Genomic DNA, 20,469 nt, shown 5'->3' with positions numbered 1-20,469 from the left:
GGGTGGCGGTATTCATTTTCATTGTTACACTGCTGTGGCAAAGCCTCAAGGAGAAGCCGGTTTTATGCTCGATTGGAATACCATTGATACCGTATTGCTAGATATGGATGGCACCCTGCTCGATCTACACTACGACGATTACTTCTGGCAGCAACACCTGCCACGGCGCTATGCCGAAGTTAACCAAATCAGCGAGCAACAGGCACAGCAAGCGCTATATGCCGATTACCAGCAAAACCTTGGAAAACTGACCTGGTACTGCCTTGATCACTGGCGTGAACACACCGGCTTAGACATCATGCAGCTAAAACGCGAAGTACAAGAGAAAATAGCCTGGCGAGAGCATGCCGAGGCGTTTTTAGTGGCCTTGAAACAAGCCGGAAAACAGCGGGTGCTAGTGACCAACTGCCACCCCGATGGGCTGGCCCTTAAGCTGGAGCGCACCAACCTTGGCGAGCATCTCGACGCCATCTACAGCACCCATCAGTTCCAGCTGCCCAAAGAGGAACTGGAGCTGTGGCACCAGTTGCAGCGCCATCATCACTTCGAGCCAGCGCGCAGCCTGTTTATCGATGACAACCAAGCACTGCTCGACGTGGCCGCCCAGTTTGGCATTGCCCATCGGGTTGCCATCCTCAACCCCGATTCCAAACGCCCAGCGCTCCCAGCAGATACCGCGAGCCGCCACATCGGGATCGACGATTATCGCGAGTTGATGGTGGGGCTATACCAATCCGGATAAGTAAGTGGCCAGGTATGGCGAAGGGAAAATCATTGAGGACGAGGAAGCGCTTGCCGTAACTAGTGGGCTAATTACAAAAGCGTTGACGCTGTCATCAATGATTTTAACCAGCAAGGACGGTCAGTTACTTATGTGGATTGGTATTACAACCGCCCGCGCTGATTGAATCGGTAATAGCCCTGCGAGTCGCTGTTACCGATGTAGTGCATATTGTTGGCTAGCATCTCCGGTAGCTCAGCACCGGCTTTGAGCTTGCCTGAGCTGCGCCAGTTACCGGCGCCCACCAACACCTCGGATTCAAGATCGATCATCGGGTCTTGATGGTTAAGCGCCAGACGCAGTTGCCCGTCAACACTGTCGAGGCGAGCAAACATATCGTCAAAGCCGAGTTCGGCGATAGGCGTTTGCAGCACCGGTTCAACCCACTCTAAGGTGCCTTGTAAGGCGTCGCAGCGCAGATTTTCTGGCTGCACTAAGGCTTCACTTAGCTCAAGAAACAAACGTCCTTCGGCCGAAGCTGGCACCGGCAGAGCGATCTGCGAAATCAGCCACTCAGCATCCACATTGGCTTTCCAGCCCTTGGCCGCAAGCCCGGCACTGCCATACTCCACCACGCCACTGGCACGTAACGAGGGGTGCTCCGCTTCCAGTTCAAGCGCAAGCTTACCGGTAAGCAGGGCAAACGGCCTGAAATCCCATTCGAGCTTATCAAGCTCAATCCCTTCAACGCGCACCTGTTTGGCGCTGCCTTCCCAGATGCGGCCATCTACCTGGCCGATGGTCAGCCCCTTAGGTAGGGGCACAAACTGCAGCACCACATGGGCTGGTAGGGTATAGAGCAGGCTACCCAGATACACCAGTATCAGTAGCAGCGCACTCAGGAAAAACTTCTTCATTGGCGTTTACTCAACTTCAAACGACGCACATTGACTACGCCCGGGGTTTGCTGGGCTTCGATATCCAAAGTATCGATGACGATGCCATAACGGGTATCGAGCAGGCGCAGCCAGTTCACCAGCCGATCAAACACCACGTCCTCGATCCACACCTCCACCTCATCGCCACGCGGCTGAATACGCGCCAGCTTAATCGCTTGTTGACGTGCACTTGAACTCACCGCCTGGTTCACGTTCACCGAATCCGGACGGGCTTGACGATTTCCTTGAGACAACAGCAACTCGCCTTGCTGACGCACCCAGCTCAGAGTCTGCTGCTGGCTAGTGACGCGCTGTTGCTGCTGCTCTTTGGCCTCTACCACCGGGCGCCACACGCCCCAGAACAAGACGGCAATCAGCACCAACACGGCCATTATGCCGACCAGTTGCTGTTCACGTAGATTCAGACCTTGCCACCACTGCTTCATGGCTGCCTCCTAATTACCAGCGAGCCGTTAACGCCCTGATCGGTACTGTTCAAAGTGCCCTGCTCGGTCTCTAGCGGCGCCAGCGCCTGTCGCAGCTGCTCAAAATGTTGGAACTCTTTGGCTTGGGCCTGTAGGCGGATCTCTTGCTTGTTTTGCTCAAAACGCATACTGCGTGGCGAGAAATCATCGATCTTAGCGATCTCGCTGCCCACGTGATTCATCATGGCAAAGAAGGCCTGCTCATCGCCCTGCTCCAGTTGCGCCAAGGCGCGGCGGAAATCGCCACGAATACGGCCATCGCGCACCCGTTGTACATCTGGGAATACCCGCTGATAGACCTCGCGGATTTGCTCCTGTAGCTGATCCGCCTGTTGCTTGGCAACATACCACTGGGCGCCTTGCTGACCTAACGCCATCACAAAGCAGACACCGGCAGCCACTGCGACCTTGCGCCATTGACGCCACAGTTTGGTCAGCGCGCCTTCGCTGCGATAGATGCCTTGCAGCAGGTTGTGACTATAGGCTCTCGCGCCCTCAGCCAGTAACTGCATCGCCAGCTCAGGGGTTTCTGCCTGCCACTGCACGCCAGCGGGTTTGCTTGCGGGTGCGCTGCTGTAATGGCGTACCACCAACGTGTCGCTGACTTCGTCCGCTTGCAGTTGGTCTGACTCGTCTTCTTCACCTTCTGATGGATCGGACTCAGCAGCCTGTTGCAGGGCCTGTTCGTCTGCCAGAGCGGCAATGGCGCTATCTAGCCAGCTTTGATCGACGGCGAGCGCCCGCCCTTGGGCATCTCGTAGTAGCCATTGTTGGCCTAATTGCAGCGCGCTCAGCTGCCCGGAGTCAGGCTGTGGCAGGCACAGCGCATCCACCTGCCAGCTGCTGCTTTCCAGCCCGGCATCCTCTAGCCAGCCTTGCCAACGGGTCATCAGTTGATGGTCCAGTACTGCAAACATCATCTGATTGCCAGTCTTACCGAGCAGTGCGACATGCAGATCTTCCGGCGCTTGGGCCAGCTGCTCTTCCAGCATAAACACCGCCACTTGCTGCCAAGAGCGTTGGGCGGAGCGTGGCAGCTCAAGCGGGGTAATTAGCAGATCGGCGGCACTAACCAGGATCTGCAACGGGCGCTGCTGTTGCTTATCTTGCAAGCTCACCAACTGGCTGGCGTCACTCAGCTCACCGGAGGCGATGACCTCTTTCTCGCTCGAGGACCACACCAACCACGGAATGGCGGCGAGCGGGTCGGCGCTTAGGCGAACGAATAACTGTTCACTCACAGGCCACCCCCTGTTTTCCGGCGCAGTACCACAAACTGGTCATTGCCGCTGCGCTTGATCAAGCTTCTCATGTGCGCTTGTCCTTGTTCATTTTCTACTTTCACGTCGGCTTCAAAATAACTGGAGCTCAGTGACATGGCATTGGAAAGATTACTCTGAGTCAGTGAAATACCGGTCAGCATTGGGTGAGTCATATACTCCTCCACACTGTTGTAACCCTCGCGTGGTCGATCGGCCAACACCTGCTGTGCGCCATACAGATCCAACTGCGGTTGAAACAGGGCTACCAATAACTCCGGATGCTCTTCACTGATAGTATTCACATTAAAAACTTGGGTGCCTTCTGGCAAGGCACAAACATAGGGCTCGACCTTTTGATACACCGCAGCAGTCACCCCATTAATCGCCCGCAACTCAGAGCGGTCGGCCAGCGGCCCATTGGCTGGCAAATACGGCGGGTTCATCGCTTCATAGGTACTATCTTCAGCGCCCAGCGGATGGGGAATGGTATCGGCATCGATCCAGTCTCGCAGCGAGTCAGCGATCTGCTCAGCCAGATAGCCCTCCACCTCAAGCGCCACCAGCAAGGCAATAAACTGATCGACCACCCGCGGCGGTTGACCATCGGCGCGGTTTGGCTGGCCCAGCGCATTCAGGTTAAAGCAGGCCTGCATATCGCGAATGCGGCCGCTGAGCATCGAATCTTCTACTGGCAGCACCAGCCCCTCGGTAGCCCAGTATTGCTCGAGGTGAACGTTATCGTCGTCCTTCACATCCTGCTTAAGCACTGACACAGCGAAGGCCTCACCACCCGATGCCAGCCACTGCAAGTGGGTGTACTGCTGTAAGTTGGTGGCGCGGGCAATGTCTAGCTGCAAGCGCTGACTAAACTGGGAGGCGATCAGTACCATCACCGCCAGTATCAACATGATGGTAAGCAGTGCGACCCCACGTTGGCGCTTCAGTCCGCTCACTGCTGACCTCCGCCTTGGTTATTCCCGCCCTGGTTGTTCCCACCTTGGCTGTTGCCACCCTGATTATTATTCCCTTGGTTGCTGTTGGTCGGCTGATCCTGTGCCTGTTGCAACACAACGCCGCGCTCACCTTGCGGTACCAAAAACACTCGGCGCAGCTCGCCGTAGTCGGCAGTAAGGATGGTCACTTCCACCCCTTGCGGCAAGGCGTCGGTCTCGCCGAAACTCTCGCGCCAGCTACCGTTTTGATAAACCCGAAAGTTGAGGTCTTCAACCTGGTCCAGCAGCACCTGTTCGCGTGGCTCTTGCCCCACCACCGCATCGGGGTAGTTGTAAAAGGCCTTAATCAACTGCTGGTCTTTAAGCAGGTAGCTGCTGCGCTGCAGCTCCGAGCGCGGCAACATCGCCTGTGGGTTTCGCCAACCGAGGCTGACCATCTCCACCGCACCGGCATCGCTGCCATGGAGAAACTTTTCCATCTTAAACAGTGGGCGCTGCTCTTGGCTCTCATCGCGAAATGGCCGCGCGGCCATCTGGCTAAAATCACGCTGCATCACCGTCATGGCGCGCTGTACTTGGCGCAAGCGAGCGCCATGGCGCTCGGAGAGCTCATCCGATTGCTGCACGCCCGCCAAAAGCTGATACGCGGCGACAGCCAAAAAGGCAAAGATGGCGATGGCCATCAGCATCTCTAGAAAGGTGAAGCCGCGTTGCTGGCGCTTGGTGTTCGCCCTCATCAGCGACTCACATAGGAGGTCAGCTCAGCCATCACCTGCTTGCCCTCCTTGTCCTTGCTGACCGTCACGCGCACCGCTAAAAAATCATTGCTGGCGGTCTCAACGCCCTGGCTTTGCCAATACCAGGTGCGATCGGCGAACTCTTCCTCGCCTTTTCGCAGGGCGGTTCCCGGCCAGGCACCGGAGAGTTTAATCTCCGACAAGCGGTTGTCTGCCACCCATAGGGCAAAGCTCTTTTCACGTAAAAAACTGATACTATTGAGGTTTTCTGCAGCAGCCTTGACCACCGCCGCACCGGCTGTCGCCAGAATCGCCATCGCCACCATTACCTCTAGCAGGGTCATCCCGCGCTGGCGCTTCATTGCTCTGGCTCCCCGGGGTAGACCTCAATCTGACCCAAGTCATCGCTACGTACGCTCCAGATAAGGTCCAGATCTTCGTGTTCAACGGTCAAACTAAAGGGCGTCACTTCGCCGCTACTGAGGATCATCACCTGCGGCTGAATCTTCTTCTCGTCATCAGCGGTAATAAAGTCTTGCTCCAACAGGCCGCCTTCGAACAGGCCCAGACTTTGGCTAACGTAGCCGTCGCTATCTTGTTGCCAGTCGCCGAGCGACAGCTCCAAGGTATAGGGCTCTTGTAGCTCACGGCGGCGGAACATCTCATCGGTAGCGGGTTGCCAGTTATCGCCTTCCAACTCCAGAAACTGGTAGCTGATCTCATCGCTAATCAGGCCGTAATCACGGCCGGTCATCAACGCCTGCTCTTGCGCAAACTGCAGCAACGCGGCCAGCCGCTTAACCTGGATCTCCATGTCTTTGCTGTCATTGGAGGTGGAGATGTTCATTACCGCGACGCTTACCGCCACCGCCATCATCACACACACCAAAATGATCTCCAGCAGGGTGAAGCCCTGCTGGCACTTGGGCAGGCGAGTTCGCATGGTTACTGGTCTAGATTCCAGTTACCGATATCGTCGTTGGTGCCTTCCTCGCCATCAGGGCCAGCAGTGAACACATCAACGCGACCGCGCTCTCCCGGGCTGATCAGGATGTAGTCGTTGCCCCATGGGTCTTTTGGCAAACGGCGCAAGTAGCCACCATCTGGGTAGTTACGCGGCTCAGGGCCAGAGGTTGGTTGGCTCACTAACGCTTCCAGACCTTGGTCGGTAGTTGGGTAGCGGCTGTGGTTGAGACGGTACATATCGAGGGCATTTTCTAATGCCACGATATCGGCGATCGCTTTCTGGCGATCCGCTTGTTCTTTGTTACCCATCAAGTTGGGCACCACCAGGCTGGCCAAGATCCCCAGAATTACGATGACCACCATTACTTCCAACAAGGTAAAACCCTTCTGACCCTGGCGCTTTTGCTTGTTCATAGTTACTCCCCCTGAACTGTCGGCCTTAGCCGACCATATTGTTTAATTCTAATAAGGGCAGCATGATGGCCATTACGATAAATAGCACCACACCTGCCATAGTGATGATTAGCGCTGGCTCAAATATCCCTAAGGCCAGGGTAACCTGATTGGCAAATTGCCGTTCTTGGTTATCAGCTGCCCGCTCCAGCATCGAGTCCAACTCGCCAGAGCGCTCACCGGAGGCGATCATATGCAGCATCATGGGCGGGAACAAGCCGGTTGCATCCAACGATTGATGCAGGCTGGTCCCTTCACGAACCTTGCCGGCGGCTTCTAGTACCTGCCCCCGCGCGTAGTCATTGGTCAGTACGTCACCGGCGATGTTCATCCCTTCGAGTAGCGGTACCGCCGATGAGTTCAAAATACTTAAAGTACGGGCAAAACGGGCGGTGTTCAGGCCTTTGGCCACCTTGCCCAGCACCGGCAGTTTAAGATACTGGCGATGCCAACCAAGGCGCAGACTATCGCGCATCAACAAGCGTTGGCCTAGCACCATCAGCAGCAAGATCGTCACCAGCACATAAAGACCGTAGGCAGCGACAAAATCACTCATGGCAATCAATGCCACGGTCATCCCGGGCAAATCCTGGCCCATATGCTCAAACTGCTGCACCACTTTTGGCACCACCGCTACTAGCAAGATGGCGATAATGCCGATGGAGACCAAGGTCAGTACGGTGGGGTAGATCAGCGCCTGCATGGTCTTCATGCGCATCGCTTGGCGCTGTTCGGTGTAGTCGGCCAAGCGCTCCAGTACTTCGTCTAAGTGGCCAGATTTCTCACCCGCCGCCACCATCGAGCAATAGAGTTTTTCAAAGGCTTGCGGATAATCCGCCAGACTTTCGGCCAAGGAGTAACCCTCAACGACCTTGCCGCGCACCCCCAGCATAATGCTTTTGATGCGGGACTTTTCGCTCTGCTGGGCCACCGCTCTTAGCGCTTCTTCCACTGGCATGGCCGCTGCTACCAGCGTCGCCAGTTGGCGGGTGACCAAGGCCAAATCGGAGGCACTGATGCCTCTGCGGAAGCTGGTTTTACCTTTGCTTGCTTGTTGTTTGTCGGCAATCGGCTCGATATATAAGGGGGTCAGACGCTGCTCACGCAGGTTACTGCGCACTTGGCGAGCGTTGTCCGCCTCCATCACGCCTTTGCGTTTTTTGCCCTTACCATCAAAGGCCTGATACTCAAATGCTGGCACGCTATCCTTCCCTCGTCACCCGCAATACTTCTTCAAGGCTGGTAATGCCGGCCAATACTTTGTTCAAGCCATCCTGACGAATACTTGGGCAGTGGTCGCGCACGGCAGCTTCGATCTCCTGCTCGCTGCCGCCACTGTGGATCATCTCACGCACTTCATCGGTCACCAGTAGTAGCTCGTGGATACCGGTACGGCCACGGTAGCCGGTGTGGTTACAGCTCTCACAACCCACGGGTCGATACACTTGAGCATCGATCTCAATACCCAGCATCTTCTGCTCACGGGCAGTGGCGTGGTGGGGTTCGCGGCAATCCGGGCACAGGGTACGCACCAAGCGCTGGGCCAGCACTGCCAACAAACTTGAAGACAGCAGGAAGGGCTCAACCCCCATGTCCCGCAGACGGGTCACCGAGCCAATCGCGGTGTTAGTGTGCAGGGTCGATAGTACAAGGTGACCGGTCAAACTGGCTTGCACCGCAATCTGGGCGGTTTCCAGGTCACGGATCTCACCGATCATCACCACATCCGGGTCTTGACGCAAAATCGCGCGCAGGCCACGGGCAAAGGTCATATCCACCTTGGTGTTCACCTGGGTTTGGCCGATTCCTTCGATGTTGTACTCGATGGGGTCTTCCACGGTCAGGATATTGCGGTCTTTGCTGTTGATTTCATTGAGGCCAGCATACAACGTGGTGGACTTACCGGAACCGGTCGGACCGGTTACCAGAATAATCCCGTGCGGCTTACGCAGCAGCTCGCTGATATGCTCTTGGTACTCTTTCGCCAAACCTAAGTTGGCCAACATCAAACGGGCGTTGTTCTTATCGAGAAGACGCAGCACCACCCGCTCGCCATGGCTCGATGGCATGGTCGATACCCGCACATCCACCGCACGGCCGGCCACTCGCAGCGAGATCCGGCCATCTTGCGGTACCCGCTTCTCGGCAATATCGAGGCGCGCCATTACCTTGATCCGCGATACCAGCAGCGCCGCCAGTTTACGGTTGGGGCGCAGGATTTCGCGCAGCACCCCATCAATACGGAAGCGGATCACCAAGGTGGCTTCGAAGGTCTCGATATGGATATCACTGGCGCCTTCTTTGATCGCTTCGCCCAGCATGGCGTTGATCAGCTTGATAATCGGCGCATCATCTTCTGATTCGAGCAGGTCTTCGTTCTCGGGTAGCTCTTCAGCCAAGGTGTAGAAGTCCATATCGTTACCGATATCTTCCATCAACTGGCGAGCCTCTGAGGAGTCGCGCTGATAGGCCTCGGCCATACGCGCTTCAAAGGCTTCATCATCCAGCGGCTGGCAGCTAAAGGCCTTTCCGACAACCCGGCGTACTTCACACAGCACTGCCAAGCTTGGCTGAGCTTTGTGCTGCAACACCAAGCCTTGCTCGGCGGCCTCGAGCAGCACACCGTGCTGCTTGGCGAACATGTAAGGCAGCTGCAGGCTTCCCTCTTCGCTTAGATGAGGGGTGTCGCTAACCAGTGCCTTTTCATCTTCAAACTTGGCTAAATCGCTCACCGCTTACTCCTCAGCTTCTGCGGCCGCTTTTTCTTTCAGGTAGTCCAGATAGGCTTGCTCTTCCGGCGAGATTTCCTGATCGATGCCGTACTCGGGTAGTACCGGCATCTGCAGGTCAGGCATCAAGTTAACGCCCTCTTCCTGACGTAGTAACTGCTGCGCTCGGATCTGGCTGTACTTACGCGAGCTCACGTTACGCATAGTTGCCGAGTCGCGAATAATGGTCGGACGGATAAACACCATCAGGTTGCGCTTGGACTGAGAGGTACCGGTGGAGCGGAACAGATGGCCCAATACCGGGATATCGCCCAGCAGTGGCACCTTAGAGTTACTCTCTTCCACTTGATCGTCCAACAGGCCACCCAAGATGATCATATCACCGCTGTCCACCAGCACCGTGGTCGTCAGTTGACGAGTCGCGAACACCACATCGATATTGGTTTGGCCCTGTACGCTAGAGACCTCCTGCTCGATGGTGAGCTGCACCGCATCACCTTCGTTGATCTGAGGGGTTACTTTAAGCTTGATACCCACTTCACGGCGATCCACCGTGGTAAACGGATTCTCATTGTTAGAGCCAGCCGAAGAGCCGGTCACTACCGGCACTTCCTGACCGACGATAAAAAAGGCTTCTTGGTTATCCAGAGTGGTAATCGAAGGAGTTGCCAGCAGGTTTGAACGGGTGTCGTTGGCAGCCGCTTGAATCAAGGCCGCCCAGTTTGAACCATAGAAACCAAAGGCTGCACCACTAATCCGGCTCAGGGTGTTAGCCAGCGGTACGATGTTACCTAGCTGGTCGGGGTTACTGGTACAGTTTTGGTTGTCTCCCGCACCAGAACAAGTCGTGGTACCTTCGGTGGGCTGGGCTTGCCATACGCCCGCGCCAATCTCGGTAATCGGCACCGTCAGGCCATCGTTAAACTGGGTACCGCCGGCTTCGGTAGCCCACTGCACGCCTAGGCTGATACCATCACCATCAGACACTTCCACGATCATCGCTTCCACGTGTACTTGGGCGCGGCGGATATCCAGCTGCTTAATCACGGTTTCGAGGGTACGCATGGTGTCAGGCTGGGCGGTGATCACCAAGGCGTTGGTCTCTTCGTGGGCCTCGATGGAGAACTGTCCACGGGAGGAACTACGGCTTGAGCGGTTGCCACCGGTATTGCTGCTGCCACCGGCGGCTTCTGCCGCGACGGTTTCGCTTACGCCTTTAAGTACATCCACCAGATCGCCGGCTTTGGCGTAACGGATATAGAAAACACGGGTATTACCAAAGGTTTCCAGCTCGCTATCCAATTTTTCGACCAAGCGAACAATCCGCTCACGGGCGCTTGGCTCACCGGAGATCACGATGCTGTTAGTACGCTCGTCGGCCACCACTTTCGGGGTTAGCAGGTTGGTTGCCGCCGCACCGCCGCCACCGCCTTTGGCTGCAGTTGCGGTTAGCGAGGAGATAATCCGCACCATTTCATCGGCCGAGGCATATTTCAGCTTCACGATGTCCACTTCTTGGTCGCCGGCCTTGTCCACGCGGCGGATGATCTCCACCAAACGGTTCACCACAGCGGCGCGGCCAGTCAGCATGATCACATTCGAGGGGTCGTAGTGCACCACGTTACCGCCACCGGCGTTGTCGTTGAGCTGGCGCAGCAGCGGGGCCAGTTCACGTACCGATACGTTCTTTACCGGCACCACACGGGTGACCATCTCATCGCCGATCGCATCGCTGTCGGAGTCAACCACCGGGATGGCGGCACCTTTGGCATCTTTGGCGCGAATAACCTTGACAAAGCCGTTGGGCATGTCCACAACCGCAAAGCCATAGACATCGAGGATGCTCAAGAAGAATTGGTAGTATTGTTCTTCGGTCAGTTCATCGTAGCTACGTACGTTAACCTTACCGCGCACTGAGGGGTCGACAATGATGGTCTTGTCTAAATTGCGGCCCACCGTGGTAATCATCTCGCTGATGTCGGTATCAGTGAAATCAGGTGTAAAGCTCAGCTCGTCGCCAACCGCAGACAAGCTTAAACTAAAACCACAAAGCGCAAGACATGCAGCCCGAGCCAGTTTCCCCAATTGAAATTTCATTTACTTCCCAATCTCCAATTCTACTTATTCTGGCAGGCTCAGGTAGAGCTCTTCTAGCTGCCCTTCACGCTCAACCGTCAAACTAACTTCGGTGAGCTCGCTGAGTTCCTGCATTATCTGCATGGCTTGTGCATTGTCGGTCAAATCGTAACCATTGATGGCTACCGCCAAATCATTTGGCCGTAGCCCAAATTCGTTAAAAATCTGTGGACTCTTGCCCGGGTTGACCCGATAGCCGCGCAACTGCCCGTCCTCGCGGTGCGGGTTGATGCGGACAAAGTCGGTAATCTTCGAGGGATCACGCAGCGCTTCGCGTACCTCTGCAGCACTCGAACCGGTATTTGACGCAGTATTCTGCGCAGCTGGTCGGGTGGTACGCTGTGGACGCGAGGCCGCGCCCCGCGGTGATGACTTACCATCAGGGTCTAACAGCAGGCTTTCCAGCTTGCCTTGGTTATCCAAAATCACCCGATCGGCATAGATCTCAACCACCGTCGCCTTAGTGCCATCAATCTCTTCTTCCAAGGCATAGGTTTGCTGTTTGTTACGATGTTCAATAATTGCGATGGAGCGGCTCGGATCGCTACTGGCGACCAGCCCGGCCAACTTAACCCGCAGTTGGGTCTTCGGCGCATCGGCACTGGAGGGAGCCTCTTCCACCGGTTTCTGCTGATTGGCCAACTCGGGCGACACATATTTACCAAAGAGATTGGCGCTTAACAGCGGTGCGAGGTCGATGCCGCGACTACCCGACTGACTGGCACGAATGTTTGGCTGCCAAGCGCTGGCGCTCTGCTGCTGAGGAAATGCTAGCCACGTCAACGCCGCCAGTTGATAGGCAACAACGCAGAGTAGTGCAGCGAAGCAGGTGCGTGCGGTGGCAGGGGCTAAAGCGAGGCGCTCACCGGCTTTAGTAACAGATAGAAATGCGTTCATCCTTTGGTCTTTTAGGGCTGAGTATTCATGCTTTGTATTCGCGGCCCAAGTGCTGTCCTAATGAGCAATTTGTTTGCCCATTCTAAAGAGACTGCTATTAAGGACAAGGGCTTATAAGAGAAAAAGTGCGGGCTGTAACAATATACCTTTTATAAGGATTGCCTATGGATCTAACGCAAATTAGTTAACCTTTTGTAGTAGGTCGACCAAAACCATAGCGCTGTGCTGGTTTTCAGTGCGTCTGCAGAGCGTTACACCAGAGTATCGTGGTCAACGAACGCTCACTCATGCACCAAGTGGCGGTTTGGGTATATAATCGCGTGCCAATATGAAACAAACATGACGATGTAACTAAATGAGCGATAATTCTCAGCAGATCCGTCTCGATAAGTGGCTTTGGGCGGCGCGTTTTTACAAGACTCGCAGCCTGGCTCGAGAGATGATTCAAGGCGGAAAAGTGCATTACAACCAACAGCGCTGCAAACCCAGCCGATCTGTTGAGATTGGCGCTACTATTAACCTCTGGCAGGGACACCAGCCTTTGGAAGTGGTAGTGCAAGCCTTGAGTGATAAGCGCGGCCCGGCGCCCCAGGCCCAGCAGCTCTATCAGGAGACAACGGACAGCATCGCTAAGCGCGAACAGCAAGCCAGCCAACGCAAGCTGCTCGCACAAAATCAAGCGCCTGAACGTCGCCCGGACAAAAAGCAACGCCGTCAAATCATCCAGTTTAAACAACAGTAGGTATATAAGATGAAGCAAGATTTGCTCACCCGTTTCACCTTCGACAACTACCACCTGCGTGGCGAGCTGGTACAGCTTCAGCAAAGCTATCAGTCGATCCTCGAACAACGTAGCTACCCAGTTTCCGTTCAGAAGCTGCTCGGTGAACTGCTCAGCGCCACCAGCCTGCTAACCGCCACCTTAAAGTTTGAAGGCGACATTACCGTGCAGCTGCAAGGCGATGGCCCGCTTAACTTCGTGGCAATCAGCGGTAACCACCGCCAAGAGCTACGCGGTATTGCCCGCTGGGAAGGCGAACAGGTACAAGATCTGCCCTTTGCCGAGCTGGTTGGCAAAGGCCACATTGTTATCACCATCACCCCAGAGAAAGGCGAACGCTACCAAGGCATTGTCGAGTTGGATAGCGCTGGCGTTGCCAAGAGCCTGGAAAACTACTTCGCCCAAAGCGAACAGTTGCCGACTCGTCTATGGCTGCACACCGGACAAGTAGACGGCCAGTTCCACTGCGCCGGTTTGTTCCTACAAGCACTGCCGGGCGATGATGAAAAAAATGAGGAAAATTTCAGCCACGTTTCTCAGCTCAACGAAACCATGACCGCCAACGAGTTGTTCACCTTAGATGCCGAACAAGTACTCTTCCGTCTCTATCATCAGGAAGACGTTCGCACGTATGAACCACAAAACGTGCAATTCAAATGCACCTGCTCCCAAGAGCGTTGCGAGTCAGCACTATTGACTATGGATCTGCAAGAGCTTAGAGATATCTGCGAGGAACGCGGCGAAATCGCCATGCATTGTGACTACTGTGGGCACAATTATCGATTTAATGCGGCAGACGTAGAAAACATTTTCAGCAATCAAACCGCGACAAAGCAGGATCAAGTTCACTAAAATATCCGGGGAAGTGGGAGCTGCTTCTCACTTCCCAATTAGAACAAACAATAACCATATTAAAATTACGGTAATTTGAACTAACTCTATCTTTTGCTTAAGTCTTAAGCGATAGAATGTGAACAAACTTAATAAATAAAATAATGAAAATATTAGATAACAAAACTACCTCTCTACATTACAAATCAGGAGACTGCCATGCTAGACGTTGCAGAAAAAAGCCAGACCGTAGACTTAGAACAATACGGCATTAAAGGTGTAACTGAAATTGTACGAAACCCCTCCTATGAGCAACTCTTCCAAGAAGAGACCCGCGATGACCTTGAAGGATATGAACGCGGGGTAGTCACCGAAAGTGGTGCTGTTGCCGTAGACACCGGTATCTTCACCGGCCGCTCTCCCAAAGATAAATACATCGTCCTCGACGATACCACCGCGAAAGACTTCTGGTGGACCAGCGAATTCGCTCCCAACGATAACAAACCCATCACCACTGAAGTGTGGAACGACCTTAAACAGACTGTTGTTGAACAGCTATCTGGCAAACGCTTGTTCGTGGTTGATACCTTCTGTGGCGCTAACCCAGATACCCGCCTCAAAGTGCGCTTTATCGTAGAAGTTGCATGGCAGGCCCACTTCGTCACTAACATGTTCATTCGCCCCACCGAAGAAGAGCTGAAAGACTATGAGCCAGACTTCGTGGTAATGAATGGCTCGAAAACCACTAATAAGAAGTGGGAAGAGCACGGTTTAAACTCCGAGAACTTCACCGTGTTCAACATGAGCGAAAAGATGCAGGTCATCGGTGGTACCTGGTATGGCGGCGAGATGAAGAAAGGTATGTTCGCGATGATGAACTACTACCTGCCGCTGCAAGGCATCGCGTCCATGCACTGCTCGGCCAACGTCGGCGAAAAAGACGATGTGGCCATCTTCTTCGGCCTATCAGGCACCGGTAAGACGACTCTATCTACCGATCCAAAACGTCGCCTGATTGGTGATGACGAGCATGGCTGGGATGACGACGGCGTATTCAACTACGAAGGCGGCTGTTATGCCAAGACCATCAAGTTGAGTAAAGAAGCCGAGCCTGATATCTACAACGCGATCAAACGCGACGCGCTACTGGAAAACGTCACCGTGTTTAACGATGGCAGCGTTGATTACGATGATGGCTCGAAGACCGAAAACACGCGTGTTACCTATCCTATCGATCACATCGAGAACATCGTTAAGCCGGTGTCTAAAGCAGGCCACGCACAGAAGGTTATCTTCCTAACCGCTGACGCCTTCGGCGTACTACCTCCGGTTGCCAAGCTCACTCCAGAGCAAACCAAGTACCACTTCCTGTCTGGCTTCACCGCCAAGCTAGCTGGTACTGAGCGCGGCATCACCGAGCCGACCCCAACCTTCTCCGCTTGTTTCGGCGCAGCCTTCTTGACCCTGCACCCAACCAAGTATGCAGAAGTACTGGTTAAGCGTATGGAAGCGGCTGGCGCAGAAGCCTACCTGGTGAACACCGGTTGGAACGGCACTGGCAAACGTATCTCGATTCAGGATACCCGCGCGATTATCGATGCGATCCTCAACGGCTCGATTGAGAAGCAGGAAACTAAGCAACTGCCTATCTTTAACTTGGAAGTGCCAACCTCACTACCTGGTGCCGACCCAGAGATCCTCGACCCACGCGATACCTATCAGGATCCACTGCAGTGGCAAAGCAAGGCAGAAGACTTGGGCCAACGCTTTATCAATAACTTCAAACGTTATACCGATAATGCAGAAGGTCAGGCACTGGTTGCAGCAGGACCGCAACTGGAAGACTAATACTCTGCCGATACCGCCAGCCCCGCTGGCGTGTGTTATCCTGATATAGGTTGACACTTTTCTTAAAGCGCCCGGTGTATCTCATCGGGCGTTTTGTATTCTAAAGACATATGCGGCCGTCGCGTGTTGTATAGCTCAACCGCTTCCGCAACCAGCGTCACCATCTCCTTCATATCATAGCCTTTGGCAGGTAGGTACTCCTGCTTCAGTATTCCGTTCACGCGTTCAGCTAATGCGTTTTGGTAGCAATCGTATCCATCTGTCATCGAACAGGTAACGCCATGGCGTTGGTGTATCTGCTGATACAGCCCCGAACAGTATTGTATCCCTCTGTCGGAGTGGTGTATCAGAGGCTGTGCTCCCTTCCTCTGCTTTAGTGCGTGCTTGAAGGCTTCGGCTACCGATATCGCCTTCAAGTTATCGTGGACATGATAGCCGACGATTTTCCTTGAGAAGGCGTCAGTAACCAGGCTCAGATAGGCTTCGCCATGGCGTACCGGCAAGTAGGTGATGTCTGCCACCCAAACATGATTGGGTCTCTGGGGTAACACTTGCTCTGGTCCTGCTTTTAGCAGGTTCGGGTGGCAGTAGAAGCGATGATGACTCTGAGTCGTTTTGTGATAAGCACGCCGGGAAGGCACTAGCATACGGTGCTCACGCAGCAGACTAAACAGTTTATCCCGACCAATCACTATTGATTCATCATGTAGCGCGAGTAAGTGTGCCAGTTTACGGCCCCCTAAGCGCGGTTGAGAGCAGCACACTTGCGTCACGAAGTCCAGCACCGCGTGCTGCCTATGCTCAAGTGCTGTTGCAGCCTGACACTGCTGGTAATACGCCTGTCTGGATATTCCAATAAAGCGGCAGGCTTGAGTGACAGTTAGTCCGAGGATGAGACGACTTTTGATGACCTGACGATGTGCTTCTTTGTCACACGTACCCCATAATCTTGCTTGAGTACGTCGACAACAGCCTCAAAGAACTGGGCCTTCAGTTCGGCTTCATGCAGTTGCGCTTCTAGCTGTTTGATTCGTTGTTCGGGGGTAAGTGTGGTCTTTTTGCCTGACATAGCAACACTCCCAGTCATACTACCCGGCTTCCCTACAGACCAATCTAGCCTACCGTGCTTTCTAAGCCAAACCAGTACCGTTGACCGCCCTTGTATACCGTAACGAGTTTGTGCCTGATGGTAGGTCATTTCGCCCTTTTTAACTTGGTCTACAACCGCCAATTTAAAGGCAAGGCTGTAATCACGTTGAGTGCGCTTAGTGATTGGTTTCATGACAACTCTCCTTCTGGGTGAGGAAAAGTGTCAACCTTATTTAGGACGGGTCAGCGGCATAAAAAAAGCCACTCAATTGAGTGGCTTTTTACGTTTAGCGCGAACTAGCGGCCAGACTTGAAACGGGTCCAGGCACGGGTGCGGGCACGCTCGGCGCGAGGCGGAATGCTCTCAAAGCTGTACAAGCTCTCACGCACTTCATCGCTTGGGTACAGACCTGGGTGCTCCAGGATCTCTGGGTCAATCAGCTCATCGGCCTTCGGGTTTGGGTTGGCGTACCACACGTAGTCGGTTATATCGGCAATCACTTCTGGACGCAGAATGTAGTTGATGAACTTATGTGCCGCATCGGGGTTTGGCGCATCGGCTGGGATGGCGAACATATCAAACCACAGGCCAGCGCCCTCTTTCGGGATGATGTAATCAATCTCGATGCCGTTGTCGGCTTCGGCGGCGCGATCAGCAGCAATCAGGGCATCGCCAGACCAAGAGATCGCTACACAGATGTCGCCACTAGCCAGGTCATTGATGTACTGAGAGCTGTGGAAGTAGCGAATGTGTGGGCGCAGTGCGTCCAGGCGCTCTTCCAGCTCGCCTTGGTAATCGGCAGGCTTGGCGGTATGCGGGTCTTTACCCATGTAATCCAGTAGCGAGGGGATCACCTCGGCCGGGGTGTCCAGGTAGGTCACGCCACAGTCGGCCAGCTTAGCCACCACTTCTGGGTCGAATACCAGATCCCAGCTATCGATGGGGAAATCTTCGCCCAAGCGCGCTTTCACCGCTTCAACGTTATAGCCAATACCGGTGGTGCCCCACATGTAAGGAATGCCGTATAGGTTGCCCGGATCGTAGGTTTCCAGCGCCTCCATCAGGCCTTCATCCAGATTTTCCCAGTTGCTTAACTTGCTGCGATCCAGCGGCTGGTAAACGCCGGCCAGGATTTGGCGTGCGTAAAAGTCGTGGGAAGGAGAAACAATGTCGAAGCCGGTGCTGCCAGAAAGCAATTTAGCTTCTAGTACTTCGTTGGTATCGAACACGTCGTACACCACTTTGATGCCGGTTTCGGCTTCAAAATTGGCCAAGGTGTCTTCTGCAATGTAATCCGTCCAGTTGTAGATATGCAGAACCTGTTCTTGCGCGTTGGCAACCGAGCTGGCCAACAGACCCATTGATAGGGCCAGTGAAGCACGTAGTGGAGTTTTCACCTCAGTATCCTCGTATAGATGAAGGGATTTTTGCCGCCGATTCTAGCCCATAACCCCAATCGCTGTGAATATGTAGATGTCGAGAATTTGTGCAATAGCTTAAATAATCTAGTTTAAAATCTGGGCATTAGTTAACCACTTGGCTACAATGTTCGTTTGTTTAAATTCAGCCAGGCAGCACAAGCATCTGGCCAGTAAAGATTGGAGCCGTTTTCACACTAATGATCACTCACGAACAAATCGAACAATTCCGCCAGCAGCTGGAGTCCCAGCTAGCAGAGATCCAAGCGCGTCTTGAGGATGACAGCGCGATTAAACGGGAAAATGAGCAATGTGACGAGGCCGATCGTGCCAGCCAGGAAGAGAACCAACAGATGCTGCTGAATCGTCGTCAGCACGACCTGGCCCATGTGAAAAGCATTCGTGATGCGCTCAAGCGGATCAGTGAGGAAGATTACGGCTTTTGCGAAAGCTGCGGTGATGATATCAGCCTGCAACGCCTGAAAGCGCGCCCTGAGTCGCGCTACTGCATCGAATGTCAGGACCTACGCGAGCGCAAGCAAACCCACTACGCGTAAGCCCTTCATCTCCCTCTTAAAACTTGGCGCTGACGCTATTTGATAGCTTTATGCGCCAAGATCATATTCTCCAACGCCACTCGCTGATATACTTTCCACCCGATTTCATATCGGATTAGGATCTGCGAGCATGACCAACCCGCTCTATCAGAAGCACATCGTTTCCATCGCCGACCTCTCTCGCGCAGAACTGGAACTTATCGTCGAAACCGCTGGTAAAATTAAAGACCAGCCAAGACCCGAGCTTCTCAAAAACAAAGTTGTCGCCAGCTGTTTTTTCGAAGCCTCAACCCGCACCCGCCTGTCATTTGAGACCGCAGTGCAACGCCTTGGCGGCAGCGTCATCGGCTTCCCCGATGGCGGTAACACCTCACTGGGGCAAAAAGGCGAAACCCTCGCTGACTCAGTGAAGATTATCTCTTCGTACAGCGACGCGTTCTTTATGCGCCACCCCCAAGAAGGCGCCGCCCGATTGGCTAGCGAGTTCTCCAGCGTACCGGTCATCAACGGTGGCGATGGCTCCAACCAACACCCAACCCAAACCCTGCTGGACTTGTTCAGCATCTACGAGACTCAAGGGTCGTTGGAAGGGCTACAGGTCGCGTTTGTCGGCGACCTCAAATACGGCCGCACCGTGCACTCACTCACCCAAGCGCTGTCGCTGTTTGGCTGTGAGTTCCACTTTATCGCCCCGAAAGCCTTGGCGATGCCAGACTACCTGCTGGAAGAGCTACGCGAGAAAGGCGTCAAGTACACCGAGCACGACGGCTTCGATGGGGTGATCGACCAGGTCGATATCCTGTACATGACCCGCGTGCAGAAAGAGCGCTTCGACGAGACCGAATACCAGCACATTAAGTCGAGCTTTATCCTAAGCGCCGACTTGCTGGAGGGCGTGAAGTCGAACCTGAAGGTACTCCACCCACTGCCACGGGTCGACGAGATCACCACCGATGTAGATGCCACCCCCTACGCCTACTATTTTGAGCAGGCTCGCAACGGGGTATTTGCCCGCCAAGCCTTATTGGCCCTGGTGATGACCAACGAATTCGGAGCGGCCTAATGAAAAAGCAACTACAAGTCGAAGCCATTCAGCACGGCACCGTGATCGACCATATTCCGGCAGGCCAAGGCATTAAGATCCTCAAGTTCTTCCACCTGGCCGATGACAATAAGCGCATCACCGTGGGGTTGAACCTGCCCAGCGGCAATCGCCCGAACAAAGATCTGATCAAGATCGAAGACACCACCTTCAGTGAAGAGCAAGCCAACCAGCTAGCCCTGTTTGCGCCCAACGCCACGGTTAACTTGATTAACGAGTTTGATGTGGTGAAGAAGTTTAAGGTGGCGCTACCCGAGCAGATCACCCGAGTGTTTGCCTGCCCTAACAGCAACTGCATCAGCCACAACGAGCCGGTGGATAGTCGCTTCCATGTGCGCAGCAACGACGGCGATACCAAGCTCAAGTGCCACTACTGTGAGAAGTCTTACAGCACCAACCTGTTCTCCGAGCTCGATTAATCATAAGCAAAAACCGGATAACTCGATAAAAAGGCAACCACTTTATGGTTGTCTTTTTTTTGTCAGCTATCTACATGTAATATAATGATAAATAAGTGATCTATCGGTCGGTTACAGGTGTAACCTAAGACATACAGTTAACTTGA

The 20,469-nt window shown here is 54.2% G+C and carries 20 protein-coding genes and 1 pseudogene; 7 read left to right on the top strand and 14 right to left on the bottom strand.

Going from position 1 to position 20,469, the window contains the following annotated elements; translation table 11 throughout:
• The first annotated feature begins 64 nt into the window (after nucleotides 1–64).
• Entirely contained in the window at nucleotides 65–742 is a 678-nt protein-coding gene (gene yrfG / locus G462_RS0102560; RefSeq protein ID WP_026957586.1) for a GMP/IMP nucleotidase, read from the top strand.
• A 143-nt stretch (nucleotides 743–885) separates the two neighbouring features.
• On the opposite strand, the gene G462_RS0102555 is transcribed toward yrfG, so the two are convergent.
• The 12 genes from G462_RS0102555 to gspC form a co-directional block, all read right to left on the bottom strand.
• Entirely contained in the window at nucleotides 886–1,638 is a 753-nt protein-coding gene (locus tag G462_RS0102555) for a type II secretion system protein N (protein WP_026957585.1), read from the bottom strand.
• On the bottom strand, nucleotides 1,635–2,105 hold the full coding sequence (gspM, locus tag G462_RS0102550; RefSeq protein WP_026957584.1) for a type II secretion system protein GspM: 471 nt from the start codon (nucleotides 2,103–2,105) through the stop codon (nucleotides 1,635–1,637). The genes G462_RS0102555 and gspM overlap by 4 nt, the downstream gene beginning before the upstream one ends.
• Nucleotides 2,102–3,385, bottom strand: a complete 1,284-nt coding sequence (gene gspL, locus G462_RS0102545) for a type II secretion system protein GspL (RefSeq protein WP_026957583.1) — start codon at nucleotides 3,383–3,385, stop codon at nucleotides 2,102–2,104. Before gspL ends, gspM begins: the two co-directional genes overlap by 4 nt.
• Complete coding sequence (gene gspK, locus G462_RS0102540) at nucleotides 3,382–4,359, bottom strand: type II secretion system minor pseudopilin GspK (RefSeq protein WP_026957582.1); 978 nt, start codon at nucleotides 4,357–4,359, stop codon at nucleotides 3,382–3,384. Before gspK ends, gspL begins: the two co-directional genes overlap by 4 nt.
• A complete protein-coding gene (gene gspJ / locus G462_RS0102535; RefSeq protein ID WP_035476501.1) occupies nucleotides 4,356–5,096 on the bottom strand; it encodes a type II secretion system minor pseudopilin GspJ in 741 nt (246 codons plus the stop codon). The genes gspK and gspJ overlap by 4 nt, the downstream gene beginning before the upstream one ends.
• Entirely contained in the window at nucleotides 5,096–5,458 is a 363-nt protein-coding gene (gene gspI, locus G462_RS0102530) for a type II secretion system minor pseudopilin GspI (protein WP_026957580.1), read from the bottom strand. The genes gspJ and gspI overlap by 1 nt, the downstream gene beginning before the upstream one ends.
• Entirely contained in the window at nucleotides 5,455–6,039 is a 585-nt protein-coding gene (gspH, locus tag G462_RS0102525) for a type II secretion system minor pseudopilin GspH (protein ID WP_026957579.1), read from the bottom strand. The genes gspI and gspH overlap by 4 nt, the downstream gene beginning before the upstream one ends.
• Before the next feature lie 2 nt (nucleotides 6,040–6,041).
• Complete coding sequence (gene gspG, locus G462_RS0102520) at nucleotides 6,042–6,476, bottom strand: type II secretion system major pseudopilin GspG (protein ID WP_026957578.1); 435 nt, start codon at nucleotides 6,474–6,476, stop codon at nucleotides 6,042–6,044.
• A gap of 25 nt (nucleotides 6,477–6,501) precedes the next feature.
• Complete coding sequence (gene gspF, locus G462_RS0102515; protein WP_026957577.1) at nucleotides 6,502–7,716, bottom strand: type II secretion system inner membrane protein GspF; 1,215 nt, start codon at nucleotides 7,714–7,716, stop codon at nucleotides 6,502–6,504.
• 1 nt (nucleotide 7,717) lies between these two features.
• Complete coding sequence (gene gspE, locus G462_RS0102510) at nucleotides 7,718–9,157, bottom strand: type II secretion system ATPase GspE (RefSeq protein WP_051326484.1); 1,440 nt, start codon at nucleotides 9,155–9,157, stop codon at nucleotides 7,718–7,720.
• Between the two features lie 93 nt (nucleotides 9,158–9,250).
• Nucleotides 9,251–11,341 carry a type II secretion system secretin GspD gene (gene gspD / locus G462_RS0102505; protein ID WP_026957575.1) on the bottom strand — a complete coding sequence of 697 codons (2,091 nt, stop codon included), beginning with the start codon at nucleotides 11,339–11,341 and terminating at the stop codon, nucleotides 9,251–9,253.
• A gap of 24 nt (nucleotides 11,342–11,365) precedes the next feature.
• Complete coding sequence (gspC, locus tag G462_RS0102500) at nucleotides 11,366–12,277, bottom strand: type II secretion system protein GspC (protein WP_026957574.1); 912 nt, start codon at nucleotides 12,275–12,277, stop codon at nucleotides 11,366–11,368.
• 355 nt (nucleotides 12,278–12,632) lie between these two features.
• Here gspC and hslR point away from each other — a divergent pair, with 355 nt between their 5' ends.
• From hslR to pckA, 3 genes are all read left to right on the top strand, one after another.
• The gene (gene hslR / locus G462_RS0102495) at nucleotides 12,633–13,019 is read left to right on the top strand and encodes a ribosome-associated heat shock protein Hsp15 (RefSeq protein ID WP_026957573.1); all 387 of its coding nucleotides are present in this window, start codon (nucleotides 12,633–12,635) and stop codon (nucleotides 13,017–13,019) included.
• Between the two features lie 9 nt (nucleotides 13,020–13,028).
• Complete coding sequence (gene hslO, locus G462_RS0102490) at nucleotides 13,029–13,910, top strand: Hsp33 family molecular chaperone HslO (RefSeq protein ID WP_026957572.1); 882 nt, start codon at nucleotides 13,029–13,031, stop codon at nucleotides 13,908–13,910.
• 198 nt (nucleotides 13,911–14,108) lie between these two features.
• Nucleotides 14,109–15,737 (top strand): phosphoenolpyruvate carboxykinase (ATP), encoded by a 1,629-nt coding sequence (pckA, locus tag G462_RS0102485; protein ID WP_026957571.1) that lies wholly within the window; start codon nucleotides 14,109–14,111, stop codon nucleotides 15,735–15,737.
• Nucleotides 15,738–15,805: 68 nt separating this feature from the next.
• Here pckA and G462_RS0102480 read toward each other — a convergent pair.
• Together G462_RS0102480 and G462_RS0102470 are read right to left on the bottom strand one after the other, a co-directional pair.
• Nucleotides 15,806–17,019 (bottom strand): annotated as a pseudogene (locus G462_RS0102480) (IS3 family transposase); the annotation flags it as partial.
• Nucleotides 17,020–17,123: 104 nt separating this feature from the next.
• Nucleotides 17,124–18,188 (bottom strand): extracellular solute-binding protein, encoded by a 1,065-nt coding sequence (locus tag G462_RS0102470; RefSeq protein WP_051326474.1) that lies wholly within the window; start codon nucleotides 18,186–18,188, stop codon nucleotides 17,124–17,126.
• Nucleotides 18,189–18,445: 257 nt separating this feature from the next.
• Between G462_RS0102470 and G462_RS0102465 the strand changes: the two genes are divergently transcribed.
• The 3 genes from G462_RS0102465 to pyrI all read left to right on the top strand — a co-directional run bounded on the left by G462_RS0102465 (nucleotide 18,446) and on the right by pyrI (nucleotide 20,323).
• Complete coding sequence (locus G462_RS0102465; RefSeq protein WP_035476489.1) at nucleotides 18,446–18,802, top strand: TraR/DksA family transcriptional regulator; 357 nt, start codon at nucleotides 18,446–18,448, stop codon at nucleotides 18,800–18,802.
• Between the two features lie 130 nt (nucleotides 18,803–18,932).
• On the top strand, nucleotides 18,933–19,865 hold the full coding sequence (gene pyrB, locus G462_RS0102460) for an aspartate carbamoyltransferase (protein ID WP_026957566.1): 933 nt from the start codon (nucleotides 18,933–18,935) through the stop codon (nucleotides 19,863–19,865).
• The gene (gene pyrI / locus G462_RS0102455; protein WP_026957565.1) at nucleotides 19,865–20,323 is read left to right on the top strand and encodes an aspartate carbamoyltransferase regulatory subunit; all 459 of its coding nucleotides are present in this window, start codon (nucleotides 19,865–19,867) and stop codon (nucleotides 20,321–20,323) included. The genes pyrB and pyrI overlap by 1 nt, the downstream gene beginning before the upstream one ends.
• Nucleotides 20,324–20,469 lie beyond the last annotated feature (146 nt).

This window comes from Aliagarivorans taiwanensis DSM 22990 (genome assembly GCF_000429505.1).
Taxonomy (GTDB): domain Bacteria; phylum Pseudomonadota; class Gammaproteobacteria; order Enterobacterales; family Celerinatantimonadaceae; genus Aliagarivorans; species Aliagarivorans taiwanensis.
Note: the sequence above shows the minus strand (reverse complement) of the source record. Positions and strands in the feature narration are given on the sequence as shown.